Raw genomic sequence first — 14,025 nt, forward strand, 5'->3', positions numbered from 1 at the left:
CGAACTCGCCGACTGAGAATCTGAACCGTTACCGACAGAGGTTCGGTTCACCGGTGCCGGCGGGCTTTCATGAAATGGTGAATCCCGCTGGCACCAAACATCTTCGGCCTTACCTAGCGATCTTGGCGTAAAGCAGGCTGTCGCGCGGTTCGCGACCCATGTTCGGGTAGACGGCGTGGCAAGCCAGGCGGCCCTCTAAAACGAACCCGAGTTGCTCGAGCATCCTCGGCACCGCTGCGTTGTCGACATGGCATGTGGCCCAAACGCGGTATACCTCAGGGTCATCGGCCAGCGCCGTCAGTTGCAGGTTCAACGCTTCAGGCATATAACCCATGCCCCACCACTGGCGGCCGAGGCAGCCACCTATCTCGGCGGAGTGGGGCGCATGGCGCAGGTAGCTGGTCAGGCCGATAACGTAGCCGGTGCTTCGGAGCGCGATGACCCAGGTCCGGTCATCCTCGCTGATATTGAGCTTCTCGGCGATCACACTTCGTGTGTGCAGCACATCCGGGTGCATCCCTGTCGGCAAATAGCGCATGACTTCGGCGTCGCTGCCGATCCGCTCGTACAACGCGTCCGCGTCATCGGGCACGGGTGGGCGTAGCAGTAGCCGCGGTCCGGTCATCCGTTCAGGCGGGTGCTTGGTCATGAGTCATGAGCCCGCATTCACGGCATCGCCTCGGCCAAGGCTCGATGCCCCTCGAAGCTCGCCGATTTCGCCATCTCGCGGTAGCGATCGCGCAGACTTGTGTACGTCGCGTCATCGCCGTGCGCCCGCGCCAGTAGCGCGCGCAACCGCAACAGCAGGACGTCGCGCACGCCCAGACCCTGGTCGGTCGCGGCCGCCGCCAACCGCTCGATCATGGTGTGGGCTTCGGCCACGTCGCTCTCGGTACCGCGCTCGAGCAGCGTGTGCACCAAAACACCCGTCGCTGGCACGCCCCAGGCCAGCAGTTGTCCGTCGCCGAACAGCTTGTCGACGGCGGCGCGCATCAGCGGTATGGCGCGATCCGGGTCTCCGCCGCGAGCTAGCTCACGCGCCAGGTAGACGTTCACCAGCGGCAACTCACCCAGATTGTGGCCTCGACGTACGAAGACTTCGGCCACCTCGGTCAAAACCGCTTGTCCGCGTTCACGTTCGGCGACCGTTGGTCGTTCCACCAGTGCGACACCCAATGTCATCCGAGCGAAGGCCAACGCAAGGTCGTCGCTGGAACGTTCGGCAACTCGCAGGGCGTTCTCGATCTCGCGCACCGCGGCATCGTCGGCCGTCAAGACTCCAATCGGTATCCCCATGAAATAGACGTAGCTGACAACCGTGGCGTAGGACATGTGGTCGGCGCGGCGGGCCATGGTCAGGCCCTGTTGTAGGTCGTCGCGCCAGTCCGGGAGACCCAGCCAATACCGGGCAATCCCGCGCGTCGTGAAGGCAAGTGCCAACGGCGACCCGAAAATCACTTTGCCTTTAGACGGATCGCCGTCGGCCAGTTCGATAACCCGCTGTGACCACCGCAGCGTGTCAGGCCACTCGTTGTTCAGGGCCTTGGCGTATATGCCCGCAAACGACAGTCCCACAGTCAAATTCGGATCGTCGATCGACTCGATGAGGGCCATGGCTTCGGCCGCCAGCCGCGAGGCCTCGGGTGTGCGAGCCTGATACGCGTGATGCATCACCAACCCCGCCATCCCGATGGCCAGCGACGGCTTGTCTCCGGTGGCGGCGCACAACTCCCGCAATTCGTCGAGGCGGGCGCCCGCAATGTCCGCACGGGCGACAAACGCGAGCCCGCACAACATGGTGCGCGGGGCGATGCGCATGGCCGCCAGGTTGCGGTGTTCGGGGCTTTCGATGGGCAGGGCATCGGCGATCCGGATGGCGCGCTCCCAACTCAGTCGCGCCGCGGTGATGTCGCGCTTGGCCGCCCACGACGCGGCGCGCATGTGCCAGCCGTAGGCGACCTGCAGATCACCCGCGACCTCTAGATGTTCGGCGATCAGCGCCGCGTTTTGGTCGGCCAATTGCGGTGCGCGCGATTCGATCGCGGCGGCCAGCCGCCGATGCATCTGGACCCGGTCGGACTTGAGTTGTGATTCGTAGGCCACGGCGTGAATCAGGTTGTGCCGGAATGCGTACTCGGCGCCGGGGGCGAACCGCACCTGATCAATGAGCTTCGCGGAGATCGGCTCCTCGACGGATGCATCCGCGCGCAGGCTGGTCAGCAGATCGGAGCTGAAGCGGGGCCCGATGACCGCCGCCGCGCTGAGCGTGTGTTTGGCCACCGGGCGCAGCCGGTCGATGCGGGCGGCGATGGTTGCCTGCACCGTGGCCGGCACGCGGATCTCCCCGACGTCGGTGGCGCAGGCGTAGCTACCGCGCTGGCCCACCAGCACGCCCCGTTCGGCGAGTTCACGGATCATCTCCTCGGCGAAGAACGGGTTACCGGCAGCACGCCCGGCGACGATCTCGCCGATCTGGCTCACCGAGGGATCGGCGCCCAACAGCTCGGCGACCAGCGTTGAGGTCTCCGAATCATTCAGCGCCCCCAACGCGATCGTCTGTGCGTCGGCGACACGTCCCAGTGCTCCGTGATACTCGGGTCGATAGGTCACCAGCACCATCGAGTGGGTCTGTGGAATAACCGCAAACAAGTCCATCAGCAGGGATTCGCTGACCTCGTCGATCCAGTGCGCGTCCTCGACGACAAAGACCGCGGGTTCGGCGCGGGCCAGCTGGGCCGCGCTGATCAGTGCGGTCAACCGCCGCCGCCGTGCATCGGGGTCGATCTTGGGCAGCTTCATGCCGGGATCGGCGATACCGAGCAACTCATCCAGCAGCAGCAGGTCTTGCGGATCGGCGTCGGGAACTTGCGCTCGCACCCGGGCCCGCGCCGCCTGGTCATCGAGACCGCGCAAGTGGCCGAACGCGCGCAACAAGCGCGCCACCACGCGGAACGAGACGTCGGCGGCGTGCGATTCGCAGAAGGTGGTGAACACCTCGACGCCGCGGCTTTTCGCCAGCTGCATGACCTCGCGGACCAGTCGGGTCTTTCCGACGCCGGCTGGGCCCGCCACCGAAACCACCGACCCACGCCCACCGATCGAGCGGTCCAGCATCGCGGCCAACGCCGACACTTCCCATTCGCGGCCCACCAGCCTTGAGTCCGAGCTGCGCTCGAGCTGCCCGGGCACACTGAGCAGCTGCCGCGCCGGGACCGCCTCCTCGGCGCCCTTGATGCGCACCATTTGAGGCTCTCCCAGCACCGCGGCGCCCTCAACCAGCCGCGCCGTGGACTCGCTCAGCATGACTGTGCCGGGCTGCGCGACCGACTCCATCCGCTGAGCCATGCCGACCTGCACACCGATCGCGGTGTAACGCAAACCGGCAGAGCCGATCTTGCCGGCGACAACCTGTCCGGAATTGAGACCCACCCGAAGCCGCAGATCAACACCGTCGCGGCGATCGATCTCGACGGCCAGGGCCTTGGCCTCATCCTGGACGCCGAGCGCAGTCAAACACGCCCGCAGCGCGTGGTCCTCCAAAGCGGTCGGCGCACCGAACACGGCCATGATGCCGTCGCCGGTGAACTGGTCGAGCGTGCCGCCGTAGCGCTGCACCACCGTCGCCGAGCGGGTGACCAGCTCGGCCATGATCTCGCGCCACCGCTCCGGGCCCACCGCCGCCGCCATATCCATCGAACGCACGACGTCGGCGAACAGCACGGTCACCTGTTTGTACTCGGCCGGCGCGTCGTCCTGGGCAACTGGTGACCCACATCCGTGACAAAATCGAGCGTTCTCAAGTGGTTCGATCCCACAGGTGCGACACACGATTGCGGCCGTCATCCGCCCCTCCGCCGATTCGGACCAAAGTTTCCGGCTCTCCCAGAATAGGGTCGTTACGCGCGCCAGGTGCCGGATCGCGCGGCCGGGTAGTCGGGCAGGTCGACGGCCTCGGCGGTGGTGAACCATTTCCGCTCGGCGAACGGCCGAAACGGCCAGCGTTGCATGTATTTCATCACCAACGCCGTCATGCGGATATCCGACGCGGATTTCGGAACATAGCCGTCGATGCTGTTGGGCAGCTTCTGGCATCTGTCGACATAGGGCCGCATCACCTTCTGGTAGCGGTCCAGCGCGGCCGGGATGTCGGTGCCCTGAACCAGCTCGCCGGCCAGCACATAGGCCCCACCAGGGCCAGGCTGGTGCCCATTCCGCTCAGCGGCGACGCACAGTAGCCGGCGTCACCGACCAGCACGACGCGCCCGGACGACCACCGGTCCATGTGGACCTGGGTGAACGCGTCGAAATAGAAGTCGTCCGCCTGGCGGGCGGCGGCAAGCAGGGCGTCGCAATGCCATCCGGCACCGTCGAAGCGAGCGGCCAGCAGATTGCGCTGGGCGCCGAGATCGCCGCGGTCGTAGTGCAGTGGCTCCGATCGAAATGCGAGCCCCGCCTTGGCGATTGCCGCGTCATGCGATGGGCGCATCGACGCGTTCAGCCCACCGGGCGCCTGGTACATCAGGTACCAACCGTCGAGTCCGACGGTATCGGGAGCGGTGAACCACGGTGCCGAATCGGTACTCGACGTCGGAGGCGGTCGCCCGGTAGAGCACGTCGGCCAGGTCGCCGCGCAGGATCTCGAGCTGGCTGACCACGCCGTTGCCGTGGAAGGCCGCCACCGGCATCTCGGCCCGGCGCCGCCCGTCGGCTTTCACCCAGGCGACGCCGCGCTGTTCGAGGCTGCGGTCACGCATGTCGTCAAGTAGCCCCATCCGCTCGACGATCGCCCGCCCGGCGCCACGTAGGTCGACGGTTTGGCCGCCCGGGCGGATGCCATCGGCAAGCTCGACCACCACCACCTGATATCCGCTGCGGCTGAGCCAGAACGCAAGCGCGGGTCCGGCGATGCCCGCGCCGCTGATCAGAACGGTCGGCTTTGCCACGCGCCTTACCCTAATGTCCCCTTGGTGGACGTCAGGGGTTTTCCGGCGAGACCACGAAGATGGCGCCCACTCGTGGGATACACAGGCCGCTGGCAGGCGTGGCTGCCGATGCGTTCGAACAATGCGTCAGCGTCGTCGAGCACGGCCGGGCGCAGGAGTACCGTGGTCCGGTCATCTGGTGGGTGCTTGGTCACATAAGCCCGAGCGCGCGATACGTGTGGCGGACGAACCGCGGTTGTGCCGTCCGCAGCTTCGCCAATGCGGGGTTAGCCGCGACTGCCTCGGCCTCGTTCACGGACAGATCAGGACAAAACTGAATCAGATACAGCAGGATCAGGTCCGCGGACGGGTCCGCTTGCCACCACGTCCCATACGCCCCGGGCCAGCTGAACGTCCCGACACCGCCGGGACCGAACAACGGGGCCGACTTCGCCGGATCGGTCACCACCGACAGGTTCAAGCCGAACCCGCGGCCAACCCAGAACGGCGACCCTAGGAAGTTATGCCGCTTCTGTTCGTCGGTGAGCCGGTCGGTGCGCATCAGGCGCACCGACTCAGGTGATAGCACCCGTACACCGTCGACCGACCCGTCGCCCAGCAGCATCCGCACGAACCGCAGGTAGTCGTCGGCGCTGGACCACAACCCTCCGCCGGCATTGCAGAACGACGGCGGCGTGACGTGCGGCGGCCCCATCACGTCGTGCCGCAACCGGTCTTGCTCGTCGTGACGGTACATGGTCGCGGCGCGCCGTTGGGCTTCGACCGGCATAAAGAAGCCCGTGTCGGTCATGGCCGCCGGGCCCAGCACTCGCTCGTCGAGCACCTGGTAGAACGGCTTGTCTTCGATGCGGGACAAAATGACCCCCAGCACATCGATGGCGTGGCTGTAGGTCACCCGGTCACCGGGTTGGTGTACCAACGGCAGCGCGCCTAGCTCGGCGAGCCAGGCGTCGGAACCCTGGTCGAACGGCAGGCGCATATATGCCCGCGAGATTGGCCCGGACACCGAGAAGGCGTAGGCAAGTCCACTGGTATGGGTGAGGAGGTCCTCGACCAGGATCGCGCCGTGCGCCGGATGGGTCCGGTCCAGCGGTCCGTGCGGGTCGTCGAGCACCGCCATCTGGGCGAGTTCAGGGACCCAGCGTGCGATTGGATCGCGCAGCGCCAGCTTGCCCTCGTCGACCAGGGTCATGGCGGCTGCCACCGTGACCGGCTTGCTCATCGATGCGATCCGAAACAGCGTGTCCCTGGTCATCGGCAGGCCCGCGCCGACGTCGCGGTAACCGATCTCATTGACCTGCAAGACCTTTCCGCGCTGCCAGACCATGGTCACGGCGCCTGGGAGCAGGCCGGCGTCACAGACCGCGCGAATCGACGTCTGGTTGCCTTCAAGGCCCACCAGGTAGAGGTTAGCTGGGCACGCGCCAGTTAATCGTGCCGCTGCGCGCGGACATACCAGAACGCCAGCTCGACTTCGGTGCCCTCCAGTTCGCGGCGCACCGTGGCCGGCTCGAGCGACTCGATGTCCCAGCCCGCGTCGCCGAGGACGTCGCGAACCGTCTCTTCAGGCACCACCGGTAAGGGGAACTCCTCGTTTGGCGGGTTGGCGTCGCAGAAGCAGCTGAGCAGCAAGGTGGCACCTGGCCTGGTGGCGCGGTGTACCGCGGTGGCGTAGCTGCGCTTGCCGTCGTCGTCGAGGCAATGAAACATCCCGCTGTCGATGACGGTGTCGAATGCGTCGGTGTAGCCCTCAAGCTTGGTCGAGTCGGCCACTGCGAATTTCACATCGACTCCGGCGTCCTTGGCCCGCCGTTCGGCGGTGATCAGCGCGGTCGGCGAGATGTCGAGTGCGGTCACCTGGTATCCGTTCTTGGCCAGGTAGACCGCGTTGTCGCCAAGCCCGCAGCCGATGTCGAGAACGTCGCCGTTGATCCAGCCCTTGGCCTGCCATCCGATGACATTCTCCTTGGGCGCCTTGGTATCCCAGGGCGGTGTCGTCACCGGAGGCAGGCCTTCACCAGGGCTCTCGCCGCGATAGAGGGCGTCGAAATCAATACCTGTCATGCTCGCCAGCTTAGGCCGCGTGAGGTTGGGCGAGTGCGACGCCGATCCTGGTCTCTACCTCACTGACGTATATCTCGAACGACCCGGGTAGTGGTGGCGCGGTGGAGTGGTAGCACATACCGGTGGGTGTCGTGAATTCGGCTTTGTGCCAACCTGTCTCGTCTGTCGTGGTGCTGACATGCCAGCCGGGCGATTCCTTGACGTAATTACATCGCTCGCACGATCCGAGTCCGTTTGCCGCGGTGGTCGGACCGCCGAGATGATGCGGCTGGGCGTGGTCACGGTGGCGGATTGGGGCGTCACAGTAGGGGGTGCGGCAGCCCTGATCGCGCAACCCGATGAAAGCGGCCAGTCCCTTCGGGAAGCAGCGCGACCGTGATTCCATGGCCACCAACGCCCCCGACCGGGGGTGACGGTAGAGCCGGCGCAGCGTGGCTCCTGACCGGGTATCGGCGACGGCGTCGCTGACGAGGTTACGGGCCACGGCTGCGGGGATCGGGCCATATCCGTCAACGACCGCCGGGGTATCGCCGTGACCCAGCAGCGTTTCATCGGAGATGACCAGATTGACCGCAACCGGTTCGGCGACATCGGCGCGTCGTCCGGTGACACGCTCGACCAATGTGTCTGCCATCACCTGGCCACGAGTGCGGTCATCGAATGTGGTGTCGGCGGCCCGCCTCAGTGCTGCATACACGGCCACACCTTGCGCCACCGGAAGCAACGCCGTCACCCAGGTCATCGTGTCGGGAGCCGGTCGAATCGTGACCGTGCGCTCGGATTCCGCCTTGGCGGCGCGATCCACCACCGCCTGGGCATTGAGTCTGTAGGCAATCGCGCGGGCCGTTGCTGCGATCCGCGCATTGCCCATCCCGCATAACCTCGACCCGTCGGCGCATAGCTCGGCGTCTAGTGCGCGGCGATCCTCAACGTCCAAGCAAGCCGATTCCCGCACGATCAGCGTGGCCCGCCATTCCGACAGCAGCCCGGTCTCCAGCGCGGCCAATGTGTGCGGCATCTCGTATACCAGCGCCTTCGCGAATCCGAGATGCCTGCCACCCCGAGCTGGAGAATCTTGTCGGGCCAGCGCGATCTCACTGGCCACCCCGCCGCCACGCTGGGCCGCCGGCATTCCGGCGTCGGCTTCATTCGAGCGCCGCAGCGCGTCGAGCGCTGCGGACGCCCGCGCCTGACCTGCGGCGGCCGCAGCCTTCATCCGCTCCAACTCGGCGATTCGCGCTATCAGCGCCGCCTCGTCGGCAAGGGGATCTAGCTCCGCTAGCCTGCCCAATTCGAACATACTTTCGATAGTAGACGTAGCCGCCGACACGTGGACCGCGACACAACACGGAAGGGCGGAAATGCTACGCTGCCGGGCAGTCGACATCCTTTAACGATCCGTCCAGAGAGGCGGAGAAGGAGGTCTCTGAAAAAGCGATGTCTCGTATTGGTCCCGCCTTTGGCCCGGAATCCCGAGAATTGATGTCCGCGGCTGACGTCGGACGCACCATTTCCCGGATGGCGCACCAGATCATCGAGAAGACCGCATTAGACAGTCCCGACGCGCCGCGGGTCGTGCTGCTGGGCATCCCAACTCGTGGCGTGATCCTGGCCAGTCGTTTGGCCACCAAAATCGCCGAATATATCGACGTCGAGGTCGGCCATGGTGCCCTGGACATCACCCTGTACCGCGACGACCTGATGATTAAGCCGCCGCGGCCCTTGGAGGCGACGGCGATCCCGGCCGGCGGCATCGACGACGCGCTGGTGATCTTCGTCGACGACGTGCTGTACTCAGGGCGCTCGGTGCGATCCGCCCTCGACGCGCTGCGCGACGTGGGCCGGCCGCGGGTGGTGCAATTGGCCGTGCTGGTCGACCGCGGCCATCGCGAATTGCCGGTGCGCGCCGACTATGTGGGCAAGAACGTGCCCACCTCCCGCAGCGAAAGCGTGCACGTGCTGCTGCACGAGTCCGATGGCTGCGACGGCGTGGTGATCACCCGGGAAGGTGTCTCGTGAGCCGACATCTGCTGACCGCCGGCGACTTGAGCCGCGACGACGCCATCGCAATCCTCGATGACGCCGACCGGTTTGCCCAGGCTCTGGTGGGTCGCGAGATCAAGAAGCTGCCCACGCTGCGCGGCCGCACGGTCATCACGATGTTCTACGAGAACTCGACCCGCACCCGGGTGTCGTTCGAGGTGGCTGGTAAGTGGATGAGCGCCGACGTCATCAACGTCAGTGCCACCGGATCGTCGGTGGGCAAAGGGGAGTCGCTGCGCGACACGGCACGTACCCTGCGTGCGGCCGGCGCTGACGCGCTGATCATCCGGCATCCCGCGTCGGGTGCCGCGCATCTGCTGGCCGACTGGACGTCGCCCGCGAAGGCAGGCGATGACTCTGCTCCGTCGGTGATCAATGCCGGCGACGGCACCCATGAGCATCCGACGCAGGCGCTGTTGGACGCGCTGACCATCCGACAGCGGCTGGGCGGCATCGAAGGTCGGCGCATCGTGATCGTTGGCGACATCCTGCACAGCCGGGTGGCCCGCTCCAACGTCATGCTGCTGCACACCCTGGGCGCCGAGGTGGTGCTGGTGGCGCCGCCGACGCTGCTGCCGGTCGGGGTCGACGGCTGGCCGGCCACCGTCTCCTATGACTTTGACGCCGAGCTGCCCGCCGCGGATGCGGTTTTGATGCTTCGGGTGCAGGCAGAGCGGATGAACGGTGGCTTCTTCCCGTCAGCGCGCGAGTACTCGGTGCGTTACGGCCTTTCCGATCGGCGTCAGGCGATGCTTCCCGGCCATGCCGTGGTCCTGCACCCAGGTCCGATGGTTCGCGGCATGGAGATCTCCTCTTCGGTTGCGGACTCCTCGCAATCAGCTGTGCTGCAACAGGTTTCGAACGGGGTGCATGTGCGGATGGCGGTGCTGTTCCATGTTCTGGTCGGGACCGAGTCGGCCGGAAAAGAGGGGGCGGCATGAGCGTGCTGATCCGTGGTGTGCGTCCCTACGGCGAAGGCGACCGTGTCGATGTCCTGGTGGACGACGGGCAGATCGCCGAAATCGGCCCTAAGCTCGATATCCCGGACACCGCCGACGTCATCGACGCCACGGGACACGTGCTGCTGCCCGGGTTTGTCGACCTGCACACCCACCTGCGCGAACCGGGCCGCGAATACGCCGAGGACATCGAAACAGGTTCAGCGGCAGCGGCCTTGGGCGGCTACACCGCGGTGTTCGCGATGGCCAACACCAACCCGGTCGCCGACAGCCCGGTGGTCACCGACCACGTTTGGCATCGCGGCCAGCAGGTCGGCCTCGTCGACGTGCATCCGGTCGGTGCAGTCACGGTCGGACTTGGCGGATCCGAGCTCACCGAAATGGGCATGATGGCTGCCGGTGCCGCCCAGGTGCGGATGTTCTCCGACGACGGCATCTGTGTCCATGACCCGCTGGTGATGCGCCGCGCCCTGGAATACGCAAAGGGCCTAGGGGTGCTGATCGCTCAGCACGCCGAGGAACCGCGGCTGACCGTCGGCGCGGTCGCGCACGAGGGCCCCGCAGCCGCCAGGCTGGGGCTTGCCGGATGGCCCAGAGCCGCCGAGGAATCGATCGTCGCTCGCGACGCGCTGCTGGCCCGCGATGCCGGCGCCCGGGTGCACATCTGCCACGCCTCGACGGCGGGCACCGTCGAACTTCTGAAATGGGCTAAGGGGCAAGGTGTTTCGATCACCGCCGAGGTCACCCCGCATCACCTTTTGCTCGACGACAGCAGATTGGCCGGCTATGACGGGGTGAACCGGGTCAACCCCCCGCTGCGCGAGGCCGCCGACGCGATCGCGCTGCGCAAAGCGCTAGCCGACGGAATCATCGACTGTGTGGCCACCGACCATGCGCCCCACGCAGAGCACGAGAAATGCGTCGAGTTCTGCGCGGCGCGCCCAGGCATGCTGGGCTTGCAGACCGCGTTGTCTGTGGTGGTGCAGACGATGGTGGCACCGGGGCTGTTGACCTGGCGCGGTGTGGCCCGGGTAATGAGTGAGAACCCTGCCCGCATCGTCGGACTGCCCGATCATGGCCGGCCGCTGGAGGTGGGGGAGCCGGCTAACCTGACCGTCGTGGACCCCGACGCCACCTGGACTGTCGCTGGGACCGATCTGGCCAGCCGCTCAGCCAACACGCCGTACGAGTCGATGACCCTGCCCGCCACCGTGACTGCCACTCTGCTGCGTGGGACGGTCACCGCCCGAGACGGGAAGAGCCCGGCATGAACCGCGCCGGCGACGATGCAGAGCGAAGCGATGAGGAGGAGCGGCGCGCATGAACCGCGCCGGCGACGATGCAGAGCGAAGCGATGAGGAGGAGCGGCGCGCATGAACCGCGCCGGCGACGATGCAGAGCGAAGCGATGAGGAGGAGCGGCGCGCATGAACCGCGCCGGCGACGATGCAGAGCGAAGCGATGAGGAGGAGCGGCGCGCATGAACCGCGCCGGCGACGATGCAGAGCGAAGCGATGAGGAGGAGCGGCGCGCATGAACACTGGCACGCTGGTGGGGTCGCTGATCTTCGCAGCGGTGCTGGTGGTGGTAATCGCGGTGATGATCCAGCTGATGATGCGGGGCTGGCGGCGCCGTTCCCAGCGGCAGGAGGAGCTGATCGGGACCCTGCCCGACGCGCCCGACACCCTAGGCTCGGCCGGCGTCACCACCCGCGGGCTCTACTGCGGCTGCACGCTGGCGCCAGAGTGGAACGAACGAGTCACCGCAGGCGACCTTGGCTACCGCAGCAAGGCGGTGCTCACCCGCTATCCCGAGGGGATCATGGTGGAACGCTTACGGGCTCAGCCGATTTGGATTCCCGCGGAGTCGATCTCCGCGATCCGCATGGAACGCGGCATTGCCGGCAAGGTGGTGGCCCGCTACGGGATCCTGGTGATCCGGTGGCGGTTGCCGTCGGGCGCCGAGATCGACACCGGGTTTCGGGCGAACAACCGCGACGAGTATTCGGATTGGCTACAGGAGGCCGCGTGAGTCGCGCCGGAGACGATGCAGGGCGAAAGAGCGATGCGGGGGATGCCCCCACAAGTGGGACGTACCCCGCCGCTTGCGGGGGCGAGGAGTGGCGCTCATGAGTAAAGCGCTGCTGGTACTCGAGGACGGCCGAATCTTCACCGGAAAGCCGTTCGGAGAGATAGGCCAGACGCTCGGGGAAGCGGTGTTCAGCACCGGCATGTCGGGCTACCAGGAAACGCTGACCGACCCCAGTTATCACCGCCAGATCGTAGTCGCCACTGCACCCCAGATCGGCAACACCGGCTGGAACGGAGAGGACGCCGAAAGTCGCGGCGACAAGATCTGGGTCGCCGGCTACGCGGTGCGTGACCCATCGCCGCGCGCCTCCAACTGGCGCGCCCCCGGAACGCTGGAGGAGGAACTCATCCGCCAGCGCATCGTCGGGATAGCCGGCGTCGATACCCGGGCCGTGGTGCGCCACTTGCGCAGTCGCGGCTCGATGAAGGCTGGGGTGTTCTCCGGGGCTGCGCTGGTCGACCCTGCCGAGTTGCTCGAGCGGGTGCGGTCCCAACAGCCGATGCTGGGCGCCGATCTGGCCGGCGAGGTCAGCACCTCCGAAACCTATATTGTCGAACCCGAAGGGCCGCCGGGCGTTTCGAGGTTTACAGTGGCGGCACTGGACCTCGGGATCAAGACCAACACGCCGCGCAACTTCGCCCGGCGTGGGATACGTAGCCATGTGCTACCGGCATCCGCCACCTTCGAGCAAATCGCCGACATCAAGCCACACGGTGTGTTCCTGTCCAACGGGCCCGGCGACCCGGCCACCGCCGACCACATCGTCGCCCTCACCCGGGAGGTGCTGGGCGCCGGAATTCCGTTGTTCGGCATCTGTTTCGGCAACCAGATCCTGGGCCGCGCACTGGGGCTATCGACTTACAAGATGGTGTTCGGTCACCGTGGCATCAACATTCCAGTCATTGACCACGCCACCGGGCGGGTCGCGGTAACCGCCCAGAATCACGGCTTTGCGCTGGAAGGAGAGGCGGGTCAGCGATTCGACACGCCGTTCGGCCCGGCCGCTGTCAGCCACACCTGCGCGAACGACGGAGTGGTGGAAGGTGTCAGACTCGCTGACGGACGGGCGTTTTCGGTGCAGTACCATCCTGAGGCCGCCGCCGGCCCCCACGATGCGGAGTACCTGTTCGACCAGTTCGTCGACTTGATGGCGGCCCACAAATGACGTCGAGCGTGCGTGTCTGCACGGCGACACGCCGTAAACCGTGTACAACTGCGCACCCTCGCGCCCAGAAAGGGGGTCGCTAGTGCCGCGTCGCACCGACTTGCACCACGTCCTTGTGATCGGCTCCGGGCCGATCGTCATCGGGCAGGCCTGCGAGTTCGACTATTCCGGCACCCAGGCGTGCCGGGTGCTGCGTGCCGAGGGACTACAGGTCAGCCTGGTCAACTCCAACCCGGCCACCATCATGACCGACCCGGAGTTCGCCGACCACACCTATGTCGAGCCGATCACGCCGGCCTTCGTCGAGCGGGTGATCGCCCAGCAGGCCGAGCGCGGCAACAGGATTGACGCTCTGCTGGCCACACTGGGTGGGCAGACCGCGCTCAACACCGCCGTCGCGCTGTACGAGAACGGCACCCTGGAGAAATACGGAGTCGAGCTGATCGGCGCCGATTTCGAGGCCATCCAGCGCGGCGAGGACCGGCAGCGATTCAAAGACATCGTCGCCAAGGTTGGCGGTGAATCCGCACGCAGCCGAGTGTGTTTCACCATGGACGAGGTGCGCGAAACGGTCGAGGACCTCGGCCTTCCGGTTGTGGTCCGGCCAAGCTTCACCATGGGCGGGCTGGGCTCGGGCATGGCGCACTCCGCCGAGGAGGTGGACCGGATGGCCGGCGCCGGCCCTCTCTTGCTTTCTCACTCTCACCCTCTCTGTCCCTCCGCTCCTCTTCCTTCTTTTTTTTTTTTTTTCCAACCAGAAG

10 protein-coding genes and 2 pseudogenes are annotated in these 14,025 nt (G+C 66.3%); 6 read left to right on the forward strand and 6 right to left on the reverse strand.

Annotated elements, in window-relative coordinates:
* Positions 1-109: 109 nt before the first annotated feature.
* From MSIMFI_RS25485 to MSIMFI_RS25510, 6 genes and pseudogenes are all read right to left on the reverse strand, one after another.
* The gene (locus tag MSIMFI_RS25485; protein WP_191499677.1) at positions 110-649 is read right to left on the reverse strand and encodes a GNAT family N-acetyltransferase; all 540 of its coding nucleotides are present in this window, start codon (positions 647-649) and stop codon (positions 110-112) included.
* A 17-nt stretch (positions 650-666) separates the two neighbouring features.
* Entirely contained in the window at positions 667-3,843 is a 3,177-nt protein-coding gene (locus MSIMFI_RS25490; RefSeq protein WP_191499678.1) for an ATP-binding protein, read from the reverse strand.
* 53 nt (positions 3,844-3,896) lie between these two features.
* Positions 3,897-4,943 (reverse strand): annotated as a pseudogene (locus MSIMFI_RS25495) (FAD-dependent monooxygenase).
* A 190-nt stretch (positions 4,944-5,133) separates the two neighbouring features.
* Complete coding sequence (locus MSIMFI_RS25500; RefSeq protein WP_191499679.1) at positions 5,134-6,342, reverse strand: serine hydrolase domain-containing protein; 1,209 nt, start codon at positions 6,340-6,342, stop codon at positions 5,134-5,136.
* Between the two features lie 29 nt (positions 6,343-6,371).
* On the reverse strand, positions 6,372-7,007 hold the full coding sequence (locus MSIMFI_RS25505) for a class I SAM-dependent methyltransferase (RefSeq protein ID WP_191499680.1): 636 nt from the start codon (positions 7,005-7,007) through the stop codon (positions 6,372-6,374).
* Positions 7,008-7,017: 10 nt separating this feature from the next.
* A complete protein-coding gene (locus tag MSIMFI_RS25510; protein ID WP_191499681.1) occupies positions 7,018-8,307 on the reverse strand; it encodes an HNH endonuclease in 1,290 nt (429 codons plus the stop codon).
* Positions 8,308-8,444: 137 nt separating this feature from the next.
* Here MSIMFI_RS25510 and pyrR point away from each other — a divergent pair, with 137 nt between their 5' ends.
* The 6 genes and pseudogenes from pyrR to MSIMFI_RS29085 all read left to right on the forward strand — a co-directional run.
* Positions 8,445-9,026, forward strand: coding sequence for a bifunctional pyr operon transcriptional regulator/uracil phosphoribosyltransferase PyrR (gene pyrR / locus MSIMFI_RS25515; protein WP_191499682.1), 582 nt, complete (start codon positions 8,445-8,447; stop codon positions 9,024-9,026).
* Positions 9,023-9,991, forward strand: coding sequence for an aspartate carbamoyltransferase catalytic subunit (locus tag MSIMFI_RS25520; RefSeq protein ID WP_191499683.1), 969 nt, complete (start codon positions 9,023-9,025; stop codon positions 9,989-9,991). The genes pyrR and MSIMFI_RS25520 overlap by 4 nt, the downstream gene beginning before the upstream one ends.
* Positions 9,988-11,280, forward strand: coding sequence for a dihydroorotase (locus MSIMFI_RS25525; RefSeq protein ID WP_191499684.1), 1,293 nt, complete (start codon positions 9,988-9,990; stop codon positions 11,278-11,280). Before MSIMFI_RS25520 ends, MSIMFI_RS25525 begins: the two co-directional genes overlap by 4 nt.
* Before the next feature lie 261 nt (positions 11,281-11,541).
* On the forward strand, positions 11,542-12,039 hold the full coding sequence (locus tag MSIMFI_RS25530) for a PH-like domain-containing protein (RefSeq protein WP_191499685.1): 498 nt from the start codon (positions 11,542-11,544) through the stop codon (positions 12,037-12,039).
* 97 nt (positions 12,040-12,136) lie between these two features.
* The gene (gene carA, locus MSIMFI_RS25535; protein ID WP_191499686.1) at positions 12,137-13,264 is read left to right on the forward strand and encodes a glutamine-hydrolyzing carbamoyl-phosphate synthase small subunit; all 1,128 of its coding nucleotides are present in this window, start codon (positions 12,137-12,139) and stop codon (positions 13,262-13,264) included.
* A gap of 82 nt (positions 13,265-13,346) precedes the next feature.
* A pseudogene (locus MSIMFI_RS29085) lies at positions 13,347-13,946 on the forward strand (carbamoyl phosphate synthase preATP-grasp domain-containing protein); the annotation flags it as partial.
* Positions 13,947-14,025 lie beyond the last annotated feature (79 nt).

Origin of the sequence: Mycobacterium simulans (genome assembly GCF_900232995.1) — a bacterium.
GTDB lineage: Bacteria > Actinomycetota > Actinomycetes > Mycobacteriales > Mycobacteriaceae > Mycobacterium > Mycobacterium simulans.

Bases quoted from the DNA above. Each gene is read 5' to 3' on its own strand.
- MSIMFI_RS25485 (WP_191499677.1), bottom strand. From the start codon at position 649: ATGACCAAGCACCCGCCTGAACGGATGACCGGACCGCGGCTACTGCTA.
- MSIMFI_RS25490 (WP_191499678.1), bottom strand. From the start codon at position 3,843: ATGACGGCCGCAATCGTGTGTCGCACCTGTGGGATCGAACCACTTGAG.
- MSIMFI_RS25505 (WP_191499680.1), bottom strand. From the start codon at position 7,007: ATGACAGGTATTGATTTCGACGCCCTCTATCGCGGCGAGAGCCCTGGT.
- MSIMFI_RS25510 (WP_191499681.1), bottom strand. From the start codon at position 8,307: ATGTTCGAATTGGGCAGGCTAGCGGAGCTAGATCCCCTTGCCGACGAG.
- pyrR (WP_191499682.1), top strand. From the start codon at position 8,445: ATGTCTCGTATTGGTCCCGCCTTTGGCCCGGAATCCCGAGAATTGATG.
- MSIMFI_RS25525 (WP_191499684.1), top strand. From the start codon at position 9,988: ATGAGCGTGCTGATCCGTGGTGTGCGTCCCTACGGCGAAGGCGACCGT.
- MSIMFI_RS25530 (WP_191499685.1), top strand. From the start codon at position 11,542: ATGAACACTGGCACGCTGGTGGGGTCGCTGATCTTCGCAGCGGTGCTG.
- carA (WP_191499686.1), top strand. From the start codon at position 12,137: ATGAGTAAAGCGCTGCTGGTACTCGAGGACGGCCGAATCTTCACCGGA.